The sequence below is a fragment of the Ruegeria atlantica genome (assembly GCF_013032505.1).
Classification (GTDB): domain Bacteria; phylum Pseudomonadota; class Alphaproteobacteria; order Rhodobacterales; family Rhodobacteraceae; genus Ruegeria; species Ruegeria atlantica_F.
The window spans coordinates 837,687-859,706 of sequence record NZ_WQCG01000001.1; the positions used below are offsets into that span (position 1 = coordinate 837,687).

The window sequence follows — 22,020 nt, forward strand, 5'->3', positions numbered from 1 at the left end:
GCTAGGCCAGTAAAGCAGCCCCATATGCTGCGTCAAGTTCGCGCCATTCGGCCGGAGCGGCGGTGCGTGTCAGCTTGAATGAGGCTCTGCTAGCCAGAAATCTTTCCTGCCTGAAGTTGTTGTAGACGGAGGACTGGACGGAAGCGAATTTCTGTATTGGTTACGAAACCCGAACGTAGGCTTGTCCTACCAGATCAGCTTTAGTCTTAGGCTAAAACTAACGCGCGACCTAACTCTCTGTGACACCCACAACCCATGGTGCTGACCGATCTTTTCTTTCGCCCTGCTGTAGTGCCCTAGGATTTGTAGAGACCAGGCACCAATCCTTCTGATAACTCTTTCAGCAGGTCCGGTGCTGTTCCCGCAGGTTGAATTGGGCCGTAATACACATCGTAGGTTCCACCTAGTTTAGCAATCAGCTCGGACACGTACCTCAACGATGCCACCCTGCGTCCGAACTCGTCGTTTCCCCCACCGAGTAGTGCCGCCAATCGTCGAGTTCGGTAGTAGTGCCGCGAATTACGCATGTTCGCCGAGGCCGGTACAATCGGCGCTCCGCTTTCTGCGGAAACACGAGTAACCCCGGTTCGCCATTGCGGCTCGATCAGAAGTCCGTCTTTCAACGTTGGCACACGGCCCGAGCCGAATACCAGCAACGCACCCTCCTGTTCCAAATGCGCCAACATGCCGGCCCGAGTTTGGCGCGCTGTCAGCACCTTGTCCTGTCGGTCCAAGTCCACCGGTACGATCAAATCGCGCCCAAGAAACCGCTCGGCCTCGCGACCGGCGACGACTTTCAAGTCTGATCGGTGGTCAAGCAGAGCTCCCGCATGTGCCAAAAAATCGAAAGTGCCGATTGGATGTGTCGATCCAATGATGACGGGGCCGCTGGCTGGAATGTTTTCAAGACCGTGGGCTTTGACAACAGTTCCCCCATTCATCGCAAGCACCGCTCGTACCAAGTCGTGCCCAGTACGTTCATCCAGTTCCAACAGAATTCGTTCTGTTTCGTTCAATGCAAAAAACGCTTGGCCGGTCGCTGTGCGACTGATCCAGTCGACGCCCTTCATTAACTGGCATAGCGCCCTTAGCCTCAGGTCAGCGCCAACCGGAATGCGAAGTCGAGCGCGTAGTAGTTCATCCAGCGGATCGTGTTTCTTGTCGTTGGTCAATACCGTTGCCCCGTCGTTACCGCAAAGCTAGCACGCATAACCAACAACGGCACACGGCCAAGCGAACACTTTTGAATCTTTCTGTGGTACTAACTGTGGGTCGGCTAGATTGACTACCCAGGGAGGCACCCCGCCATCCATTTGGTATCGTAATTGCGTATGCGCAATCACTTTCGAAGCGTGCGCCAAGTTCTTGCCGGACAACGGAGGAGAGACCGAGTGCAAGCTGAAGGTTTTATCAAAGGTCGACCGGTGAGCCTTGCCGTGTTGGATTACGGTTTGTTCCAAGTTCACTCCAACGGTCGCATAATCGGCATTTCGGGCTTTGCTATACAAACGGATGAAAATGAAACGATCCTTGTCGACACTGGCCTCCCGGAAAAATACGCTAAGAATGCCCAATCTGCTTCCGAAGAAGATCGATTGGATGAGTTTGGCGAGGTGCTTGGGTGCACACCAGACAACCTACCTGCAGCACAGTTGGCAAAGCTGGGGTTAACCTCCGAAGATGTCACACTTCATGTTTGCACGCATACCCACATCGACCACGTGGGCGGGTTGCATGCATTTCCAGAGGCACCGATCCTGATCTCTGCCAAGGAACGCAAACTCGCCAAACCGCTGTACTGGGGTAACGCGCAACCGATAGATTGGCCTTCGTGTGATTATCTTCAGATTGAGGGCGATGTTCGCGTCGGACCGGGGCTAACGGTGTTGGAAGCGCCAGGTCATTCGCCGGGCCAGATCGCACTGTTGGTTGAACTACCATCACAAGCGGTGATGTTGACCAGCGACGCAATTTCAAGAGCAGAAGAAATTGACGAGAAGTTCTTGGGGGCTTGGAACGAGGCTGCGGCAAATGCCAGCGCAGAACGGTTGATGAAACTGGCCGCAGAGAATGACGCGTTCGTGATTTACGGTCATTGCCCGAAACAATGGCCCAGCTTACGAAAAGCTCCAGAGACATATAGCTGAGCTTCACTAATCGACGATGTAAAGAAACGAGCGGTCACATACCGCCCGGCCAACCTCCAGCCAAGTTGCTCTAACCAACCTTCAAAAAACGGATCAGATTAGGCAGACTTTTTCCGCCAGTTCATCAATCAGCACGCGTTGGTTTTCGCTATAATCAACAGGTACATCGATGAGATGGACGCCACCCACTGCAAACGCTTGCTCAAAGGTGGGGACCAGATCCTCAGTTCGCTCTACCCGGTGGCCGGTCGCACCATAGCTTCTGGCATATTGCACAAAATCAGGATTTTTGAACTCCAGCCCCCAATCTTCAAACCCGGCGTGAGACTGTTTCCAGCGGATCATCCCGTACGAGCTGTCGTTCAGCACCGTCACAACCAGATTGAGGCCCAAGCGAACGGCCGTTTCAACTTCCTGACTGTTCATCATAAAACCACCGTCGCCACATATCGCCATGACGCGACGGTCAGGATAAAGTTTGGCCGCCATCATGGCTGAGGGAAGGCCGGCTCCCATCGTGGCCAGTGCGTTATCCAGCAGGACTGTATTGGGCTGGTAGGCCTGATAATTTCGCGCGTACCATATTTTATAGATGCCATTGTCCAGCGCGATGATATCGCAGTCACGCATGACTTTGCGTGTATCCGCCACAAACCGCTGTGGGATCACCGGGAAGCGTGGATCATCTGCTCCTGCCGAGATGTGCACGTCGGTTTCCTGCTTGACCCTCTCGAAATAGCTGCGGTCAAAATCCAGTGGGCCACCAAGCTTATCGCCCAACCGTTCGATGGATTGCGCCAGATCGCCGACAACCTCGACTTGCGGGAAATAGACCTGATCAACCTGCGCGGCCTTGTAGTTCACATGGATCACTTTGGTTCCACCTTCCTTCATGAAGAAAGGAGGTTTCTCCACCACGTCATGGCCCACGTTGATGATCAGATCGGCCCTTTCGATGGCGCAGTGCAGGTAGTCCCCATCGGACAACGCCGCCGTTCCTAAAAACAGATCGGACCGCTCGTCTACTACGCCTTTGCCCATCTGCGTGTCAAAGAACGGAATCTGCGTGTCATTCACAAACTGGCTGAGTGCGCGGCGAGCATGCTTTCGGTTGGCTCCCGCCCCCAACAAAAGCAAAGGCATTTTAGCCAAGCGGATCATCTCGGCCGCCTCATTCAGAACCGCGTCACCAGCCACGGCGTAGTAGCGCGGATGGGGTTGCAGGACCAACTCGGTGGTATCTTCGGCCGCTATATCCTCGGGAAGTTCCAACAGAACGGCACCGGGACGCTCCTCTTGCGCGACGCGAAACGCTTCGCGAATTAACGAGGGGATAGTGTTGCCGTGCACAATCTGCTTGGACATCTTGCAAATCGGGTCGAACAGACCCACCACATCAATGATCTGAAACTGGCCCTGCTTCGATTTTTTGATCGGCTTCTGGCCCGTGATCATAACCAGCGGCATCCCACCTAAATGCGCGTAGGCGGCGGGTGTGGCAAAATTTGTGGCGCCGGGACCTAATGTTGCCATGCAGACGCCAGCTTTTCCTGTCAAACGCCCATATGTCGCTGCCATGAACGCTGCGCCCTGTTCGTGACGGGTCAGAACAAGTTCAATCTTGGACGTTCTCAAAGACTCCAGCACATCCAGGTTTTCCTCACCTGGGACGGCGAAAACATACTCAACGCCCTCCGCCTCGAGCGCTGCGACCAGCAAATCCGAAGCTTTGGTGAGGGACGAAGCGGTTTGGTCAAAAGCAGACATGTGCTCTCCTGATATCACGGTGGATCCGTCGGTCTAACCTGACATGCAGGCGGAAATCTAACCCTTCCGATTTAGGAACGGACTGCTCAGTTTTCAGTAGCTTGCAACTATCGGGTTTCGAAATCAGCGCATCCATCGATACCCTTCGGCCAAATTCCAGTACAACACGCGCGCGACACAGGTTCAACAAGCGCCATGACCAACTGTGTTGCAGCGCAGTTCGGTCAGGTTTCTCCGGCCGGGCTTATTCCGATCCATCAAAAAGAACGCGGGAACTTTCTGTTTTCGCGCGCTTTACCTGAAACATTCACCGGATTTCTTGCCGCAGGGCTCGTCACTTTCATCCTGTTGCCTCTTATCTCGGCCGTCGCACGCTCTGTCTCGGGTGATCTGGCTTTTCCAATGGACTTAGTTTTCGCTCTCGGCATTTTTGCGGCCATAGCTGCCTTCGTGCTCAGAGGACAGACGCCACGAGCCTTACTCGGTCACGGTTTGATCTGCCTTGGAACAGCCCTCATCGTTACGCCTGTGGGCCTGTCTGTTCTGTTCGCGTTGTATCTGCATGACTGGTCGACAATCGTTACAGGTACGGCTGTTCAGCAGCCCGGAAACATCGCCGCATCCCGGTTTGATGGTGTCTTCTTTGCCAATGCCCTCGTCTTGGGATCGGCATTGGGATGTGTCCCTGCTAATTGGGCGCACGCTCATACACAAGCGCTCAAAACCACTACTCCCACCATATGAATTCCAATCAGCGGCCCAACCGCTTTGCGATCGGTCACCATGAAACCGCACACCCCCCCTCACAGCGACAATCAGGAGTTCGGAACAATGGATTCAGTTCATATGATTTTGGTCGCGCCGGACGAAGCTCGCGCGACTGTCCAAGAACTGGCGACCCACCCAGAAGGTATTGAGATTGCTGGCGTGCCTATAATTTGAGAACAGCAAAGCAAATCCTTGATCGCACGCAACCGGAATTGCTTCTGGTCGACGTGATGCTTCAGGGCCTGCGCAGCGTGGACGTTATTTCATACGCGTCAACAACTCTCCCGGACCTCAAGATACTAGCGCTTAGCCCAGGTGATCCGCCCCACGACCGGGTAATCCTCGCGATTCAAGCCGGCGCTTTGGGGTATGTGGGCAGAGATGCAGAACCCGCGGAAGTACAAGAGGCGATTTCCGAAGTTCTTCATGGGAAGTCTTACCTTCCGGTCGACACCACTATCGATGTTCTCAAAGCTACCGCGCCGGAACTCGCTGCTTCAGCCAAGGAGAGACTGAACTTTATGTTTCAGGCACTGCTCGGGTTAATTCCAGCAGCTGGCCTCATTGCTGCGGTCACCGGTTTTCTGTGGCGAGAATACTGGGGGCAGATTGGCGTTCGCGTGGTGGATATCGGTGTGGATGCGAGCACACGGGTGACAGAGTTTGTTCTGACCTTTCTTGTCCTTCTGGGAATTCTGGGGCCGCTTCACTTTGTAGAAAACTGGCGCGGGGCGTTGAAATCTTGGGCAAACGGTCGCCCCAGACTTCGGATGCTAGGCAAAAAAATTAAACCCGTAAGAATTGGGAAAACTACGCTTGGAGACATCATTGCCAATGAGAGAGTCCAATGGGTTGCCGTTGCTGCGATCGTTCTGGCAATCACTGTTCCACTAGACTTTTCTGGCGGCAGAATTCTTACAATCATCTTGGGCGCAGTCGTCGCGTTGGTAATGCTCGCAAACCTGTTTTCATTGGACGACTATCTTCCCGAATTGTTGCGCCCATCTAAGCAACACATCGGGAAGGCGTTGGTTATCGATGGAATGCTGTTCTTGGTCCTATTGCTCGTGTTGAGCGCTGAAGTCTTTCTGTTGGGACCGGACCTTCGCCAGGACGGGCTGCACGGATTTCTTGCTCCAAAAGTCCTCGACCTTTCCGCACGGCCTGTAATGGTGACTGACATAAACGAAAATTTCGGACCGCTGGAAGCGCTTTATCTAGGTGGCAACGCAGACCTGTATGTACTGTTTGATCCCTGTGACAAAGTTGTGCGAATGATCCCCGTCGGTTCATCCAGGGTCGAGCACATCCCCCAGGTTCAATGCTAGCCCAACGCAAATTATGGCATTATGCGCAAGTAAACCGTCTTTGGGTCAGCCCAGCTATCGGCTAACTAACCGACAAGGCCATAAGCGAATTGATCATACAAAGCGTGAAAGCCCCCCACGGGATTGTGGGGGCTTTTATCTGACCGGTTTGCAGCCACCTCAGAACCCAGCACTGCCTTTGGGACCCGAGCGGAATTCAAATGACTTTATCGGCATCATCCATACGCATTGAAGCTATTTTTGACAAACCAGACCCTTCCAACATTTAAAACAAGCGCCACTTAACAATGGCCTGTATTGCCTTTGGCTATTCTTTGTCTTTCGTGGTTTGCCTCAAAACCAAGCGCGTGGAAGTGCGCGCTTGCTGTGCCGGCGAAACTCCATCCTGCAGCCATAGCAAAACAGTGTCCGCCACTTGTTCGCCAAACTCAGAGACGCCGCAGTGTACCGTCGACAGTGCTGGCCAGCATTCCGAGGCTTCCTTGATATCGTCGAAACCGACGATTTGAAACTCCGTGCCAATCTTCACCTGAGTTTCATGGCAGGCATTAATCATCCCAAAAGCAACAAGGTCATTAAAGCAAACTGCGGCGTCGCACTCCGGATGCTCCGTAAAAAGGCTGATCGTTGCTTCATGCCCAAATGACCGACTGGATTTCCCTGTCTTCACAATAGGCTGCAAGCCGTTGCGCTTCATTGCACCAATGTAGCCAGACAGTCTTTCCTGTGTGACTTCAGCGCCATCCAGGCCTCCGATGAAGGCGATGTTCCGCGCGCCTGTGTCGATCAGGTACTGCGTTGCCGCGCGCCCACCCTCGGCATAGTCGGGGGCGATAAAGGGAAATCTCGCCGTTTCGCTTTCAACTTGCCGCAAGACCTGCATCAAAGGGATGCCAGCTCGCTCGACCGCGGACAAGGTGCTCGAGACATCGCCATAAGCAGGCGACAGGATCAAGGCGGAAACCCCATGTTCCAGCATCGCGCCCACCACCTGATCCTGAAGCTCGGTGTCTTCGTTTGTATTGGCCACAACGACCGCATAGCCTCGGGACCCCAGTGCCATCTGCAAGGACGTCGCAAACTCAGTGAAAAATGGGTTGTTCAGGTCGTTGATTACCAAACCAATAAGCGCCGTTCCTGTGGATCGCAGATTTGCCGCCGACCGATTGTAGACATACCCAATCTCTTTCATCGCAGCATGAACCAGCTTGCGCGTCTCCTGCTTCACCTGCGGGCTGCCTTGCAGAACGAGGCTGACCGTTGACTTTGAAACACCCGCCGAGTTGGCGACATCTATGATCGTAGGTCTGCGCATTCAGGTTATTGTTCAACTCCATGCAGGCTGAGAAGCGTGGTCATCCGTGCTTTAGCCAGTTCCGGGTCCGAGAGCAAACCGGCCTGATCCGCAAGTTTGAAGACCTGCGCGTAGTGGCAGATATCGCGGCTGGATTGGAACCCGCCCGGCATGATAAAATGGGACTGCGACCCGTTCAGCCACGCCAGATAGGCGATCCCGGCCTTGTAGAACCGGGTCGGAGCCTTGAATATCTCTCGGCTGAGGGGAACGGTCGGTGCGAACAACACGTTGTAGCGATCCATGTCTCCCATCGCCAGCGCTTCCAGGGCCTGACTGGCGGCGGGGGCAATAGCGGCGAAAATACCCAGCAACGCATGCGAGAAATGCGTGCCATCCCCGGCAATTAGGGCCGCATAGTTAAAGTCGTCGCCCGTGTATAGGCGCACGCCTTCAGGCAGGCGCGCGCGGAAGGATTCTTCGTGCGCTTGATCCAACAGAGAAATTTTGATCCCGTCCACTTTGGCCGGATTCTCATTGATCAAAGACAGGACAAAATCGCTGGCGGTATCGACATCCGCACTGCCCCAATAACCGGTCAAAGCGGGGTCAAACATGTCGCCCAGCCAATGCAGGATAACCGGCTCCGCCGCGCCATCGATCAACGCGCGATATACATCGTGATAGGTGTCCGGGCCCGCGTTGATAGCCGGGAACGCGCGCGAGGCCATCAGGATCAATTGGCCGCCTGCCGCCTCAATCGCTTCGGCTTGATATTCGTAAGCCGACAGAATTTCACCAGCGGTATTCAATGCGCTCAGCGGCAGGTGGTCTGTCCCTGCCCCACAGGCGACACGGGGTGACATTGGGTGCGCCTTTGCGGCCGTCATTGTGCGCTGGACCAGCTCCAACGCAGTCGCCCAATCGACGCCCATCCCGCGCTGAGCAGTGTCCATCGCCTCAGCCAGACCCAAACCCTGATCCCAGAGTCCCTGTCGAAAACGCAGCGTTGCATCCCAATCCACAGCCGGACGCCCATCCCAGGGATCGCGTTCCGCCAGCGGGTCCGAAACCACATGCGCCGCTGCAAACGCCGTGCGCGTCAGAGGCACTTTCGGCGCTCGCGGCACCAACGGCGTGCCGGTCAGCGCATAGGGTTCAAGCTGCCCTTCAGGATTTGGCAAAATCAGTTTCATTTTCTCAAACCTCCAAATCCAAAACCAGAATACCGTCGATACCGCCCACAGCATTCTCGACCAATTGCGCGCCCAGCGCCCTGTGCGTTTCGTTATTCTGATAGGTCTCCAGCGCCTCCCAATCGTCGAAATCGATCACGAACCCATGCATGTATCCGCGTTCGATCCGCTCGGGGCTTTCACTGCGGCCACCGGTGAACCCACTGGCCCCTGGCAGGGCATGAGACACATCTGCAAGGCCTTTATAGATGGCCCCGATTTTCTCTTCGGTCACTTCGGGGCGGAACTTGGTCAATACGATATGGCGGATCATGTTCAGAAGCCTTGATCTTGTTTGATCATGTCGGCAGCCTTTTCGCCGATCATGATTGTAGGAGCATTGGTGTTCGAGGAGTTAACCGTCGGCATGATCGACGCGTCAGCAACGCGCAGTCCGTCGATGCCATTGAACCGCAAGCGAGGGTCCAGCACAGCTTCCGTGTCGCTGCCCATCCGGCAGGTGCCCGCGCAGTGGTGCGATGTTTTGGAATGGACGCAAATAAAGTCGAAATACTCCTGCTCGGTCCGCACGTTCGGCCCCGGCAACCGTTCGGCGAGGATGTACGGTTTCAGCGCATCTTGTGAGAGGATGTTCTGCACCAGTTTCAATCCGCGAATGGACATCTCGCGATCATAAGGGTCCGCCAGATAGTTGGGATCGATCAGCGGCATGACCGCAGGGTCTGAGTTTTGTAACCGGACGGTCCCACGTGACCTTGGGCGGAGGAAACAGGCGTTCAGGGTGACACCACCGTTGGGCATCGCCTCGACCCCTGCCTCGATGCCGGTTCCTAGCCCCAGATGCATCTGAATGTCGGGCGAACGCGCCTCCGGGTCGGCGTACCAAAACCCACCTGTTTCAAACAGGCTGGACGCAACCGGCCCTTTGCGGGTGAATGCGTATTGCAGCGCGGCGAGGGCCGAGAGGTGCAGCTTGGCGAAACGGTCATAGGTGTGCGGCCCGGTCACTTCGCAGATCGAGTACAGATCCAGATGGTCTTGCAGGTTCGCGCCGACCTGCGGCTGGTGATAGACCGCATCGATTCCAAGCCCACCCAAATGATCCGCCGGACCGATGCCCGACAGTTGTAACAGGCGCGGTGAGCCGATGGCTCCCGAGGAGAGAATGACCTCTTTCGCGGCGGTTATCTTGACTCCATTCATCATCTCGATGCCGGTCGCCCTACCCTTGTCCACCATGATGCGGCGGACCTGTGCGCCTGTGCGGACCGTCAGGTTCGGGCGGCTGCGATTGGGCGCAACAAACGCCATCGCAGCAGATGAGCGCCGCGCGTTGCGCTGGGTCAGTTGATAATACCCCGCGCCGTCCTGTTTCGCGCCATTCACATCGCGCGTTTCGGGAATGCCCACCTGCCCGGCAGCCTTGATATAGGCATCGCAGATTGGCAAAGGCGCTGCGGGCATGGAAACCCCCATGGGCCCGCCCTTGCCGTGGAATTCGTCTTCATAAGTATCGTTGTCCTCGGACTTTTTGAAATAGGGCAGCACATCGGCATAGCTCCACCCCTCGCAACCCATCTGCCGCCAGTCGTCGTAATCCTGCGCCGCGCCACGGGTATAGATCTGTGCGTTGATCGCCGACCCCCCGCCGATCACCTTGGCCTGCGTGTAGTTGAAGACCTTGTTCTGCATGTGCTTTTGCGGAACCGTGGACCAGCCCCAACTGCCAATACCCTTTGTCATCTTTGCGAATCCGGCCGGCAAGTGAAAGAACGGGTGGCGGTCGCTTGAACCGGCTTCCAACAACAGCACACTCGCCGACGGTTCTTCGGAAAGACGCGCAGCAATCACCGAGCCTGCCGAGCCGCCTCCGATGACAATGAAATCAAATCCTTCAGACATCCTGATGTGCCCTGCGTTAAAGACGTGAGATCGACAGACCGCCATCCACAGGGATCGCGGCTCCGGTCGCAAAATGCATCTGTCCCTGCACCAGCGGGACGACAACGGACCCGATGTCCTCGGGCTCACCCCATCGGGCGGCGGGAACAAGGCCGCCTTCGATACGGTCGGTGTATTTGTCGCGTACGCCCGCAGTCATCTCAGTCGCGATGATGCCCGGTCGCAGCTCAAAAACTCCGATCCCATGAGGGGCCATACGTACAGCGAACAATTGAGCCATCATCGCCGCGGCCGCCTTGGACACGCAGTATTCAGCCCGTTCGATCGACACCATGGTCGCACTGACCGAGGTTACAAAGGTGATTGACCGATAGGTTTCTTGCGGCTGCTTCAACATGCGCCTTGCAACCTCTTGCGCCAGAAAAAACGGGCCACGCAGGTTGATGTTCTGCACGAAATCCCAATTCTCGGGTTTCAAATCCAGCATGTCGCCACGCACCGGCGCACCCACTCCAGCGTTGTTTATCAAAGCGGTGATTGGGCCCAAATCAGCTTCGATCTGATCCAGCAGTGCCGGCACATGATCAATGTCGGACACGTCGTGCTGCACATAAATCGCGTTTGGGCCAAGCTCGGCCAAAGCCGCCTTAACGACCGGTTTGTCGAGCGCCGAGCGAGAGGCTAGTGCGACCTTGTACCCCGCTGCGATCAGCGCGCGCGCCACGCCAAAGCCAATACCCTGCTGTCCTCCGGTCACCAATGCTGTTCCGGTCATGCGGAAAACTCCGTTTCAATGATGTGACGACCTGCCCTGAGCGCCAGTGCGGCTATCGTAAGGGCCGGGTTAACCGCAGCAGACGTCGGAAGGACCGATGCATCGACAATGAATAAGTTCTTGTGGTCATGGCTGCGGCAATACGTGTCGACAACGCTGCTGGCCGGATCGTTGCCCATCCGGGCAGTGCCGCATTGATGCGACGGGGTGCGTCGATCAAATGGTCGCGACAGTACCACAGGAAACCCAGCCTGTTTCAGATGCGCCTTTAGCCGTGCGACCAGGGCCTCGTGCGCTTCCCAATTCGAGCGTTTCCAGTCCAGCGTGATCTGGTCACCTTCGACCGTCACCCGGCTGTCTGGGTTCGGCAGGTCTTCAGACATGGCATAGAAATCAAAGCTGCGATTGGCGATTAGCGTTGCGATTGGCCCCGGTAGATGGGATTGCGACGCAAGGATCGGTCCGGTGATCTTTCCCAGCATCTGGATGTTGCCCAAGGGCAAGCCACTTTGCCCGTCGCTGTTGTAGTAGTCGTTGAACATCAACGTCTTCTGATAGACCGCCTTGTTTAGACGCAATGGGTGAAGGGCCAACACCGCCGAGCAATTATGATTCATGAAGTTCCGCCCAACCTGATCGGATCGGTTGGCAAGACCAGTGGGGCAATTGTCGTTCGCGGACTGCAGCAACAGGACCGACGACTGAACCGCGCCTGCGGCAAGCGCGATGACCGGCGCGCACAGGGTACCGTGGCCGTCAACCTCGACACTCGTAACGCGACCATTGTCACCAGCTGTTAGTTTTCGAACACGCGCACCAGTCAACAGCTCGACATTCCTATGCTCCAATGCCTTGGCGAGCGCACAGGTTTCGGCATCCATTTTTCCTTTGCATGTATTGGGAAACGCATCCCAAGTCGTTTGCCCAGCCTCCAGCCAGGTATCGATATTCACGCCCAACGGCATCGAGGACGGCGTCAGACCTGCTTGGCTTAGCCGATTTCTCAGGTCGGCAATGTCCACCTCATCTGGCACCGGTGGGTGCGGGTAGCCCTTGCTGTGCCACGGTTCGGTGGGGTCTTCTTCGGCGGTCCCACGCGCGTCATAAAGCTCTTCAGCCGTTGTGTAGTCTGGCTCCAACTCTTCGTAGGGCATCGGCCAGCCAGGAGAGAGGCCACCCATATGTTGGCGCGGCTCAAAATCCTCTTTCCGATAGCGGATCAAAGCGGCTCCGTAGAACTTGGAATTGCCACCTACACAGTAGTAGTTTCCGGGATTGAAGGGATTTCCGGCACCGTCCAGCCATGTTTCATCGGGGCGAAAGTGCCCATTGGCAAAGATCGCCCTTGGGTCTCGATCCTGCGGTGAGGGCTGCAACCGCTCTCCTCTTTCAAGGATCAGAATGCGGCGACCGGACGGGGCCAGCGCAGCAGCCAGCGTTGCCCCCCCGATACCCGACCCAATGATAATGACGTCAGGCCGTGTCATGGAAGGATCCGCATCTCGCTTTCGGGATCAAAGGCCACGGCCTTTTCCATGTTCACTGAAAACGCGAAATCCTGACCTGGTACGACCTCGGCATCCGAGCGCATACGCGCGATCACATCTCGTCCGCCCAATTGCATCGAGACGAAGGTGTCCGATCCGGCAGGCTCCGTCACCACGATACGGTTGGTCATTTGCGCGATGTTCGAAGACTTTCGGTCCGCACCATCCATGTCAGTGATGGTCTCAGGGCGGATGCCCAACAGAATGTCGCGCCCATCCCATGCGGCCAGGTTGTCCTGACTGAATGGAAGTTGCGCCATTGATCCATCATGAACGGCGACCTCTGCATGCGGGCGGCCATTCAAAACACTAATCGTTGCCGGCACCACATTCATTGCGGGCGAGCCCATAAACGTTGCGACGAAGATATTCGCAGGCGTGTCATAGATTTCCTGCGGTGTACCCAGTTGCTGCACATATCCACCGTTCATCACTGCGATGCGGCTGGAGAGCGTCATCGCCTCTATCTGGTCGTGGGTCACGTAGACGATGGTGGTCCCGAGGTTCTGATGCAGCTTTTTGATCTCGGTTCGCATGTCGACCCGAAGTTTGGCATCGAGGTTCGAGAGCGGTTCATCGAACAGGAAGACATCAGGATTTCGTACCAGTGCGCGGCCCATCGCAACCCGCTGACGCTGACCACCCGACAACTGCCCGGGCTTACGATCCAGCAATTGCTCGATCTGCAACAGCTTGGCGACTTCCTGCATCGCTTTTTCGCGTTCAGGCTTGGGCACCCCGTGCATCTCAAGCCCGAATGTGATGTTCTGCCCCACGGTCATGTTGGGGTAAAGCGCATAGCTTTGGAAAACCATGGCGATGTTGCGGTTCGACGGGTGCACCCCGTTCATAACTTGATCTTTGATACGGATTTCGCCGCTGGTGATTTCTTCCAGCCCTGCGATCATGTTCAGCAGGGTCGACTTGCCACAGCCCGACGGCCCAACCAGCACCAGGAACTCGCCCTCTTGCACCGAGATATCGACCTTGTGCAGAACCTCGACCGCCCCGTAGGATTTGGTCGCGTTGTCTATGTCCAGAAAACCCATAAGGTCTTATCCTTTCACGGAACCCGCCATCAGGCCGCGGACAAAGTAACGTCCGGCCACGATGTAGACGAGCAAAGTTGGCATGGCAGCCAGAATGGCGCCTGCGAAATGAACGTTGTATTCCTTCACACCTGTTGACGACTGCACGAGGTTGTTCAGCGCCACTGTCATCGGCTGGCTGTTGGCGTCAGCAAAGGACGCGCCGAACAGGAAGTCATTCCAGATGTTGGTGAACTGCCAGATGATCGACACCACAGCGATGGGCCCGGAACTGGGTAGAAGGATACGCCAGAAGATCTGGAAGAACCCGGCCCCATCGATCTGGGCGGCACGGATCAGCTCGGTCGGGAACACGGCATAGTAGTTGCGAAAGTACAGCGTCGTGAAGCCGATCCCATAGACCACGTGCACCAGCGCAAGACCCCAAGTCGTGCCCGCCAGCCCAATGATGCCCAGCATCCGCGCCATCGGGATCAGCACGATCTGGAACGGGATGAAGCAGGCGAACAGCATCAAGCCGAATAGAATGGTGTCATACTTGAAGCGCCATTTGGTCAGCACATAGCCGTTCAGCGCGCCGAGGATGGTCGAGACGATAACCGCCGGCACCACCATCTTGATCGAATTCCAGAAGTAGGGTTTCAACCCTGTAGGGTCGACGCCGATCTGCGCCGACGACCACGCCTTTAGCCAGGGCTCAATCGTGAACATCTGCGGCAGGTTCATCATGCCACCGCCGGTGATTTCCTCAAGCGGTTTCACCGAATTCACCAGCATCACGTAGAGCGGCAGCAGGTAGAAAAGACCGAAGAGTAACAGCACCAGATAAATCAGCGTACGCGTGACGCGGCCGGTGCGGATTGCGGTATCCTGAGTTGCTTGGGACATCAGCGTTTCTCCCGCAATTCGGCATAAAGATACGGGATCATGATCGCCGCGATGGTCATTAGCATGATCGTGGCCGAGGCCGCACCGATGCCCATCTGGTTCCGTGTAAACGTATAGGAATACATGAAGGTTGCGGGCAGTTCGGTAGCACGCCCGGGCCCACCCCCGGTCAGGGCGATCACAAGGTCAAAGGTCTTGATCGCAAGGTGGCTGAGGATCACGAAGGCCGACAGGAATGCGGGGCGCAGTTGCGGGATGATAATCCGGCGATAGAGGTTCCAGTTCGACGCCCCATCCATCTGCGCCGCCCGCAGGATTTCGTTGTCGATGCCTCGCAGCCCGGCCAGGAACATCGCCATAACGAAGCCGCTGGTCTGCCAGACCGCCGCGAGAACCACCGTGTAGATGGCGTAGTCGCGATTCTTAATCCAGTCGAATTCAAAACTGGTCCAACCCCATGTGTGCATCACGTTTTCCAAGCCGATGCCGGGATCCAGAAACCATTTCCACGCGGTGCCGGTGACGATGAAGCTCAGCGCCATCGGGTACAGGTAGATCGGGCGCAGCAACCCCTCACCGCGGATTTTTTGGTCGAGGAAAATTGCAAGACCCAGCCCAAGGCATGTGCAGATCACGATATACAGGCTGGCGTAGATGCCCATATTGATCAGTGATGTTTCCCAATGGCTCAGCCGCCACAGCTTGTCGTAGTTTTCCCATCCGACCCAACCAAAGGTCGGCAGAATGCGGCTGTCAGTAAAGGACAGGTAGACCGAAAACAGAATGAAACCGTAGACAAAGACCGTCATCATCGCGATCGATGGAGACAGGACTAGCTTGGGAATCCAGTTCTGAAGGCGTGTCTTGAAATCCGCGTCGGCTGAACCAGCCATGGCGCGCCCTCCTCGTTCGAGTAGTTGTAAGTCGGAGCGATTGCGCCCACTTTGTGACAGGGCGGCCAACCCGCCGCCCCATCGGGAGGATCACATTTAGATCACTTGGCGATCGATACTGCGTCGACCAGTTCGACTACAGCTGTCTCGCTGTCATACTCGCCGTTGAAGTGGGCTGTGACGACGTCATAGACCGCATTCTTCACCGATGCCGGCGCGGCATGGCCGTGCGCCATCGAGCCAAACAAGTTACCCGACGAAGCCGCTGCTGCCAGATCCTTCATGCCCTGTTGGCCACAAGCATCCAGATCACTACCGTCCACGTCAGTACGAGCCGGGACAGAGCCCTTCACCTTATTGAAGGCAATCTGGAAGGATGGCGACAGGATCGCGCTGGCCAGAGCGGCCTGTTCAGCCGATACCGAACCGCCCTGATCGAACATCATGAACTGATCAGCATTGAAGGTGACCTGATCCTGAGTGCCGGGGAAGCGGAAGCACAGGAAATCCTCACCCGGCACTTTGCCCGCGTTCAGGAACTCGCCTTTGGCCCAATCCCCCATCATCTGGAAACCGGCTTCACCGTTGATGACCATTGCCGTCGCCAGGTTCCAGTCGCGGCCCGAGAAATTCTCATCAACGTTGTCGCGAATGAACGCCATACGGTCGAACGCTTCTTTCATGGCGTCGCCGCCAAGTGTTTCCTCATCAAGATCAACGAAGGCTGCCTTGTAGCCATCCGGCCCAAGTGTCGACATAGCCACCGCATCGAATATGGTCGCATCCTGCCAAGCCTGACCACCATGCGCGATCGGAGTGACACCGGCAGCTTTCAACGCCTCAACTGCCGCGACGAATTCGTCCCAGTTGGTGGGCTGTGCAATACCGTTGGCGTCCAGCACCGCCTTGTTAGCCCAGACCCAGTTGGTCGAGTGCACGTTTACCGGGGCTGAGACCCATTTACCGTCATGCTTGGCAAAGGCTTTCAAAGCATCTGGAACGACGTCATCCCAACCTTCCTTGGCGGCCACATCGTTCAGATCGGCCAGCGCCCCCTGATTAGCCCAGTCGATAATGTCAAAACCAAGGGCCTGAACGGCTGTTGGAGCGTTGCCAGCGGTGACGCGTGCGCGCAGAACGGTCATCGCCTGTTCGCCACCACCGCCCGCAACAGGCATGTCGGTCCAGCCGATTCCCTGCCCGGACAGGTCGTCCTTGAGAACATTCAACGCTGCGGCCTCACCACCTGAAGTCCACCAGTGCAGAACTTCCACGTCCTCAGCGTGCGCAAGGCTGGTCGTGCACAGCAGACCGGCCACAAACAGCGATTTTGTCTTCAGCAGTTTACGCATTCTTGTTTCCTCCCTTAATGCGTTCTTCTTATTCGGGACCAATCAGGTGCCCGGTCTTAATCTTGCGGAACCCATGGCGCTCGGTTGTTGCCGATGCGCATGACCACTGATTTCACTTCGAAGAATTCCTCGAACCCGTAACGTCCGATTTCCCGCCCCTGCCCGGATTGCTTGAACCCACCGAATGCAACCTCGGGGAACCCGTCCATCCAGGTGTTGGTCCAGACCGTTCCCGTTTCTGCACGACGGGCGAATTCCAGGCAGGTATGGACGTTCTCGCTCCAGACCCCTGCCGACAGACCGTAAGCGCTATCATTGGTTAGCGCGATTGCTTCGTCCAGTGTTTTGAACGTCAAAACAGAAAGAACCGGTCCGAATACCTCATCCCGGGCTATTGGCATGTCGGGCGAGACATCAGAAATCACCGTCGGCTGGTAGAACTGAGCGCCCAAGCCTTCGACCTCCAGCGGCTCACCACCCAGATCAATAGTTGCACCCGAAGCCTGCGCCTGTTTGACGTACGCGTCGATTTTTGAGTTGTGCTCGGACGTTACGATAGCACCAACCTGCGTCGTCTGGTCCAGAGGATCGCCGAATTTGACTTTGCGCGACAGGGCAACGACACGCTCACGGAAATCGTCGGCTATGTCTTCGTGCACAATGATGCGACTGCTTGAATTGCAGCACTGGCCAACATTGAAATAGACACCAAACACAACCGCATCAGCGGCTGCATCCAGATCGGCATCGGGAAAAATGACCTGCGGGTTTTTGCCCCCAAGCTCCAGCGCTACTTTCTTGAGCGTGTCCGACGCAACTGCACTGATTGTCTTGCCCACGGCCGTCGAGCCCGTAAAGCTGATCATATCCACGCTGTCATGGCTGGACATCACGCTTCCGACAGGAACACCGTAACCCAGCACGATATTGCATACACCGGCGGGCAATCCGGCTTCGACCAGCAACTCGCCCAACATCAAGGTCGTCGACGGCGTCATTTCAGACGGTTTCACAACAACGGTGCAGCCTGCGGCCAGTGCAAATGGCAGTTTCTGGCTAAGGATCCAGAACGGAAAGTTCCATGGCGTGATGATGGAGACGACACCGACGGGTTCCTTCAGCACGACGCCCATCATGTCAGCGCCCAGCGTGTTGTGGCTGTCGCCATGGGTACTGCGCGCCAATGATGCCGCGTAGCGCCACAGATCCGCGGCACCGCCAACCTCGCCCTTGGATTGGCTGATCGGCTTGCCGCTTTCCAGCGTTTCGATCAGGGCGATCCGGTCGACATTCTGTTCAATCAGGTCCGCAACTTTCAGCAGGACCGCCGCGCGTTCCTTGCCCGATGCGCGACTCCAGACACCGCTATCGAACGCCTTGCGCGCCGCCTGGATCGCAGCCTCGGTCTCAGCCTCTCCCCCCATGGCCGACCGGCTGACGATATGGCCGTGCGACGGTGAGCGGCGCTCGAACGTCTCACCCGACGCGCTGTCCTCCCATGCGCCGTCGATCAGGTGCCGGCCTTCAAACAGAGGCGGCAACTCGAACGGGATAGCTGGGTTGATGGTGATGTCTTTCATATCGTCAAAGGCCCGAAAATGTGGGGTTTCGTTTTTCCATGAACGCAGCAACGCCTTCTTCGCGGTCCGCTGAGGCGGCAATTGCTGCACTACCAAGGGCTTCGACCACGGCATGAGTGTCCTCACCGACCGCTGCATGGATCATGTTTTTTGAGATTTCGGTGGCGCGGGGCGAAAGGTCGCTAAGTTCGACAGTGATCTCAAGCGCGCGCGCCAGAACATCGTCAGTCACCTCGGTCGCATAGCCTAAAGCCAGCGCGCGGTCGGCACCAATACGGCGCCCGAAGAGTGCCATCTCCTTGACCACAGCTTCGGGGATCAGCCGGGTCAACCGTTGCGTCCCGGACCAACCCGGCACGATCCCAACCCGAGCTTCCGGCAAAGCCAGCGTGGACCGCGGGGTCATCAGGCGCAAATCGCAGCAACTGGCCAACTCCAGCCCGCCGCCGAAGGCGTGACCGTTGATCGCTGCAATTGTCGGTTTGCCGATCCGCGCCAGACGGTCAAAGATGCGATGCCCGTCACGGACCCAGTGACGGGCAAACTCGGCGGGACTCAGACCACCCCATGCTCCGATATCGGCTCCGCAACAGAACGCTTTTTCTCCTGTGCCAGTCAGAACAAGCGCACGAATGGACGCGTCACGCTCGACCTCTTGCAAGCGAGCCTCCAGCGCGTCCAGCATGTCCACGGTCAGAGCATTGAGCTTGGACACGTTGTCCAAAGTGAGGACGGCGGTCAGACCCTCGATATGAAACCCAAGCTTGCTCACAGTTGCATCCCCATCGGGCCGACTGCGAACAGTGACTTGGGCATCTGAGCCGCATTTTCCGCGACTTTGACGCGACCGCCCGACGCTTCGACAATGTCGCGCTGCGCCTCGATGCCAGGCATGATTTCCGTCGCGACTAGCCCCTGATCCGTCAGGCGAATGACGCAACGCTCGGTCACATACAGAACATCCTGTCCGGTCTCGCGGGCTCGGCGGCCTGAGAATGTAACATGTTCAACCTGATCCACCATCTTGGTGAATTTTCCGGGGGCATTCACACGGATACCATCATCCGCCAGATCAATCTTGGCGCCAGCTTCAAACCAGCCCGAGAACACGATCTTTTTGGCCCGCGCGGTGATATCGACAAAACCTCCGCACCCTGCAGTCAGGTAGGGCTTCTTCCCAAGTTTGGAGACGTTCACATTGCCGTCGACATCAACCTCGAGGAACGAGAGGAACGACATGTCGAAGCCGCCGCCCTGGAAATATATGAACTGCTGTGGGGACGGCACGAAAGCATGTGCGTTGGATGCGCAGCCAAAGGCAAAGCCGGTTAGTGGGACACCACCGACGGCCCCCTGCTCGATCGCCCATGTCACTGCCTGAGGATGCCCCTCTTCCAACAAAACACGCGGGACCATTGCGCTGATGCCAAAGCCCAAGTTGGCGCTCATGCCACTGCGCAATTCTTGGGCGGCGCGACGGGCGATGACCTTTTCGACGCCATGCTCAGCCAGCGAAAAGCTGTCCCAAGGGCGCATGATCTGGCCAGAGATCGCTGGATCATAGGACGTCTCGGTCGTCTGCATCTGCTCTGGGTCTTCAACGATCAGATCGACCAGATGCCCTGGCACGCGTACATCATGGGGACGCAGGCTGCCAGCTGAAGTCACCCGCTGAACCTGTGCGATCACGATCCCACCGTGGTTGCGAACGCAGATCGCTTGCTCTAGCCCGCCCAGATAAGCGCCTTCATGCTCATAGGTCAGGTTTCCGAACTCATCCGCCGTGGTAGCGCGCAAAATACATACGTTCGGATTGATGTTTGGGAAATGCAGCCAGGTCTGACCGTCGAACTCTCTCCGGTTCACGATAGGCGTTGCCGCGCCACGCGCATTCATCGCACATCCTTCGCGGACAGGGTCCACGAAGGTTTCAAGCCCGACCTGCGTCAGAACACCGGGCCGATGCGCTGCGGCCTCGCGATGCATGTCGAACAGAATACCCGACGGCACGTTATATGCGGCGACCCGATCCTCGACGATCATTTTCCAGATTTCCGGCATCTCAAGGCTGGAGGGGCCGGACGGGTACGATCCGGCAAGAACGCGGCTTAGCAAACCATCTTGCGCCAGATAATCCATGCCCTTCACGCCATACATATCCCCGGCGGCGATAGGGTGCAGCGTTGTTATGTTGCGCGGATGCCCCTCCGTGCGAAACCGCTCTCCTAGCGCCTTCAGCACAAGGTCAGGGCACCCCAGTGCCGAGGACGATGAAACGGTTACCACCGCATTGTCAGGAATGCGGGAAACGGCCTCGGAAACGGAAACGAGCTTTGTCATCACAAGCCACCATAGTCTACGTTGATGCGCTTACCTGACGCTGCGGCCTCACGAACGCTCAGCGCGACGGACAGCGATTTCACTCCGTCGGGTCCGTCCGCGGCTGGACGGCCCTGCCCTTGCGTCGCGGCGACAAATTCGGAAACGCCCTGAGCATAGAGCGAGTGATCTGAAAACGGGATTTCTTCACTTCCGGCTTCAGTCACCAGTTTTATTGTCCCAACCGGGCGCTGTGTCATGACGCCATCTGCAAAAATCGAGCCCTTGGTCCCGTGCACTTGCAGGCCTGACCCGGCAAAGGGGTGCGTAAAGCTTTCGTGCGTCATGACCATCGCGCCCGAAGGCATAGCCCAGACGGACATGCACGAGTCTTCGACCCCCTGCCCCATCCCAGAGCTGGCCATTTGCGCGACGACAGAAATCGGGTCCTCATTGAGCAGGTACCGCGTGACATCCGCATCATGAACGACGATGTCGGGGATCACGCCGCCGCCAGCATCTGCTGAGTTGATGCGCCACCCCTGTAGGTTCCCCGGCAAATGTACCGCGTGATGTATACGCAGCGAAAGAACGTCACCGACACGCCCGTCTGCAATGAGGTCACGAATGGCTCGATGGCTGCCAGAGCATCGCAGGTGGTGATTTGTACCAAATGTCACGCCAGCCGCTTCGGCCGCCCGCACCATTTCGACAGCTTCAGCCTGCGTCATCCCAAGCGGCTTTTCACACAGAACATGCTTACCAGCCGAAACGGCTGCCATTGCCTGACCGTGGTGCTTCTCATTGGTCGAGGAAACATACACAGCCTGAACGTTCTCGTCAGAAAACGCAGCGTCCAAGTCCGTCGTTGCGTTGGGAATTCCGTGTTCCTTGGCCCAGGTCTGAGCCCGTTCTGGAGAATTACTGACAACCCAGGTCACGTTGTTGCCTGCCTGCCGACGCACCGCGTCCAACATGTGTTGCGAAGCTATTGTGCTCGCTCCGACAAATGCCCAATTCATCCTCTCACCCCACAATTGGAACGTTCCAATTTAACTAATGGAACGTTCCAATTGTGACAAGAGAAAATTCGACAGAATTTCTATCTATCAGAAAGTAAGAGGAAAATAAGATAACGACCGCCCTTTTTCAAAAGGGCATCGGGAATCGAAGGTGTGTCACAGCGTCGTCGCACCCAAACTGAGTCGCAGAGGG

The 22,020-nt window shown here is 56.7% G+C and carries 19 protein-coding genes; 3 read left to right on the top strand and 16 right to left on the bottom strand.

The annotated features are described in order from the left end of the window. Positions 1-296: 296 nt before the first annotated feature. On the bottom strand, positions 297-1,172 hold the full coding sequence (locus tag GOW92_RS04110; RefSeq protein WP_170558247.1) for a 1-acyl-sn-glycerol-3-phosphate acyltransferase: 876 nt from the start codon (positions 1,170-1,172) through the stop codon (positions 297-299). A gap of 219 nt (positions 1,173-1,391) precedes the next feature. Here GOW92_RS04110 and GOW92_RS04115 point away from each other — a divergent pair, with 219 nt between their 5' ends. Continuing rightward, a complete protein-coding gene (locus tag GOW92_RS04115; RefSeq protein ID WP_170558248.1) occupies positions 1,392-2,147 on the top strand; it encodes an N-acyl homoserine lactonase family protein in 756 nt (251 codons plus the stop codon). Between the two features lie 93 nt (positions 2,148-2,240). Here the strand turns inward: GOW92_RS04115 and GOW92_RS04120 are convergent, their stop codons facing one another. After that, positions 2,241-3,914, bottom strand: a complete 1,674-nt coding sequence (locus GOW92_RS04120) for an acetolactate synthase large subunit (protein WP_170558249.1) — start codon at positions 3,912-3,914, stop codon at positions 2,241-2,243. Between the two features lie 195 nt (positions 3,915-4,109). Between GOW92_RS04120 and GOW92_RS04125 the strand changes: the two genes are divergently transcribed. Next, positions 4,110-4,658, top strand: a complete 549-nt coding sequence (locus tag GOW92_RS04125) for a hypothetical protein (RefSeq protein ID WP_170558250.1) — start codon at positions 4,110-4,112, stop codon at positions 4,656-4,658. A 236-nt stretch (positions 4,659-4,894) separates the two neighbouring features. Beyond that, positions 4,895-6,010 carry a hypothetical protein gene (locus GOW92_RS04130; RefSeq protein WP_217356496.1) on the top strand — a complete coding sequence of 372 codons (1,116 nt, stop codon included), beginning with the start codon at positions 4,895-4,897 and terminating at the stop codon, positions 6,008-6,010. A gap of 307 nt (positions 6,011-6,317) precedes the next feature. Here the strand turns inward: GOW92_RS04130 and GOW92_RS04135 are convergent, their stop codons facing one another. The 14 genes from GOW92_RS04135 to GOW92_RS04200 all read right to left on the bottom strand — a co-directional run bounded on the left by GOW92_RS04135 (position 6,318) and on the right by GOW92_RS04200 (position 21,827). Then, complete coding sequence (locus GOW92_RS04135; protein WP_170558253.1) at positions 6,318-7,325, bottom strand: LacI family DNA-binding transcriptional regulator; 1,008 nt, start codon at positions 7,323-7,325, stop codon at positions 6,318-6,320. A 5-nt stretch (positions 7,326-7,330) separates the two neighbouring features. After that, on the bottom strand, positions 7,331-8,500 hold the full coding sequence (locus GOW92_RS04140) for a dihydrodipicolinate synthase family protein (protein ID WP_170558255.1): 1,170 nt from the start codon (positions 8,498-8,500) through the stop codon (positions 7,331-7,333). Positions 8,501-8,504: 4 nt separating this feature from the next. Beyond that, on the bottom strand, positions 8,505-8,813 hold the full coding sequence (locus GOW92_RS04145; protein WP_170558257.1) for a Dabb family protein: 309 nt from the start codon (positions 8,811-8,813) through the stop codon (positions 8,505-8,507). A 2-nt stretch (positions 8,814-8,815) separates the two neighbouring features. Next, a complete protein-coding gene (locus GOW92_RS04150; RefSeq protein ID WP_170558259.1) occupies positions 8,816-10,402 on the bottom strand; it encodes a GMC family oxidoreductase in 1,587 nt (528 codons plus the stop codon). Between the two features lie 16 nt (positions 10,403-10,418). Continuing rightward, positions 10,419-11,177: a 3-ketoacyl-ACP reductase gene (locus GOW92_RS04155; protein ID WP_170558261.1), complete on the bottom strand. Its 759-nt coding sequence runs from the start codon at positions 11,175-11,177 to the stop codon at positions 10,419-10,421. Further along, positions 11,174-12,664, bottom strand: coding sequence for a GMC oxidoreductase (locus tag GOW92_RS04160; RefSeq protein WP_170558263.1), 1,491 nt, complete (start codon positions 12,662-12,664; stop codon positions 11,174-11,176). The genes GOW92_RS04155 and GOW92_RS04160 overlap by 4 nt, the downstream gene beginning before the upstream one ends. After that, on the bottom strand, positions 12,661-13,773 hold the full coding sequence (locus tag GOW92_RS04165; RefSeq protein ID WP_170558265.1) for an ABC transporter ATP-binding protein: 1,113 nt from the start codon (positions 13,771-13,773) through the stop codon (positions 12,661-12,663). The genes GOW92_RS04160 and GOW92_RS04165 overlap by 4 nt, the downstream gene beginning before the upstream one ends. Before the next feature lie 6 nt (positions 13,774-13,779). After that, the gene (locus GOW92_RS04170; RefSeq protein ID WP_170511645.1) at positions 13,780-14,661 is read right to left on the bottom strand and encodes a carbohydrate ABC transporter permease; all 882 of its coding nucleotides are present in this window, start codon (positions 14,659-14,661) and stop codon (positions 13,780-13,782) included. Further along, a complete protein-coding gene (locus GOW92_RS04175; RefSeq protein ID WP_170496900.1) occupies positions 14,661-15,554 on the bottom strand; it encodes a carbohydrate ABC transporter permease in 894 nt (297 codons plus the stop codon). The genes GOW92_RS04170 and GOW92_RS04175 overlap by 1 nt, the downstream gene beginning before the upstream one ends. 101 nt (positions 15,555-15,655) lie before the next feature. Further along, positions 15,656-16,906 (bottom strand): ABC transporter substrate-binding protein, encoded by a 1,251-nt coding sequence (locus GOW92_RS04180; protein WP_170558267.1) that lies wholly within the window; start codon positions 16,904-16,906, stop codon positions 15,656-15,658. A gap of 56 nt (positions 16,907-16,962) precedes the next feature. Then, the gene (locus tag GOW92_RS04185; RefSeq protein WP_170558269.1) at positions 16,963-18,486 is read right to left on the bottom strand and encodes an aldehyde dehydrogenase family protein; all 1,524 of its coding nucleotides are present in this window, start codon (positions 18,484-18,486) and stop codon (positions 16,963-16,965) included. A 4-nt stretch (positions 18,487-18,490) separates the two neighbouring features. Next, positions 18,491-19,258, bottom strand: coding sequence for an enoyl-CoA hydratase/isomerase family protein (locus GOW92_RS04190; protein WP_170558271.1), 768 nt, complete (start codon positions 19,256-19,258; stop codon positions 18,491-18,493). Beyond that, positions 19,255-20,826 (bottom strand): acyl CoA:acetate/3-ketoacid CoA transferase, encoded by a 1,572-nt coding sequence (locus GOW92_RS04195; RefSeq protein ID WP_170558273.1) that lies wholly within the window; start codon positions 20,824-20,826, stop codon positions 19,255-19,257. Before GOW92_RS04195 ends, GOW92_RS04190 begins: the two co-directional genes overlap by 4 nt. Further along, the gene (locus GOW92_RS04200) at positions 20,826-21,827 is read right to left on the bottom strand and encodes a Gfo/Idh/MocA family protein (protein ID WP_170558275.1); all 1,002 of its coding nucleotides are present in this window, start codon (positions 21,825-21,827) and stop codon (positions 20,826-20,828) included. Before GOW92_RS04200 ends, GOW92_RS04195 begins: the two co-directional genes overlap by 1 nt. Positions 21,828-22,020 lie beyond the last annotated feature (193 nt).

Coding starts and splice junctions, on each gene's coding strand:
- GOW92_RS04155 (WP_170558261.1), bottom strand. CDS start 11,177: ATGACCGGAACAGCATTGGTGACCGGAGGACAGCAGGGTATTGGCTTT.
- GOW92_RS04165 (WP_170558265.1), bottom strand. CDS start 13,773: ATGGGTTTTCTGGACATAGACAACGCGACCAAATCCTACGGGGCGGTC.
- GOW92_RS04185 (WP_170558269.1), bottom strand. CDS start 18,486: ATGAAAGACATCACCATCAACCCAGCTATCCCGTTCGAGTTGCCGCCT.
- GOW92_RS04195 (WP_170558273.1), bottom strand. CDS start 20,826: ATGACAAAGCTCGTTTCCGTTTCCGAGGCCGTTTCCCGCATTCCTGAC.
- GOW92_RS04145 (WP_170558257.1), bottom strand. CDS start 8,813: ATGATCCGCCATATCGTATTGACCAAGTTCCGCCCCGAAGTGACCGAA.
- GOW92_RS04175 (WP_170496900.1), bottom strand. CDS start 15,554: ATGGCTGGTTCAGCCGACGCGGATTTCAAGACACGCCTTCAGAACTGG.
- GOW92_RS04160 (WP_170558263.1), bottom strand. CDS start 12,664: ATGACACGGCCTGACGTCATTATCATTGGGTCGGGTATCGGGGGGGCA.
- GOW92_RS04120 (WP_170558249.1), bottom strand. CDS start 3,914: ATGTCTGCTTTTGACCAAACCGCTTCGTCCCTCACCAAAGCTTCGGAT.
- GOW92_RS04125 (WP_170558250.1), top strand. CDS start 4,110: ATGACCAACTGTGTTGCAGCGCAGTTCGGTCAGGTTTCTCCGGCCGGG.
- GOW92_RS04140 (WP_170558255.1), bottom strand. CDS start 8,500: ATGAAACTGATTTTGCCAAATCCTGAAGGGCAGCTTGAACCCTATGCG.
- GOW92_RS04150 (WP_170558259.1), bottom strand. CDS start 10,402: ATGTCTGAAGGATTTGATTTCATTGTCATCGGAGGCGGCTCGGCAGGC.
- GOW92_RS04170 (WP_170511645.1), bottom strand. CDS start 14,661: ATGTCCCAAGCAACTCAGGATACCGCAATCCGCACCGGCCGCGTCACG.
- GOW92_RS04200 (WP_170558275.1), bottom strand. CDS start 21,827: ATGAATTGGGCATTTGTCGGAGCGAGCACAATAGCTTCGCAACACATG.
- GOW92_RS04135 (WP_170558253.1), bottom strand. CDS start 7,325: ATGCGCAGACCTACGATCATAGATGTCGCCAACTCGGCGGGTGTTTCA.
- GOW92_RS04180 (WP_170558267.1), bottom strand. CDS start 16,906: ATGCGTAAACTGCTGAAGACAAAATCGCTGTTTGTGGCCGGTCTGCTG.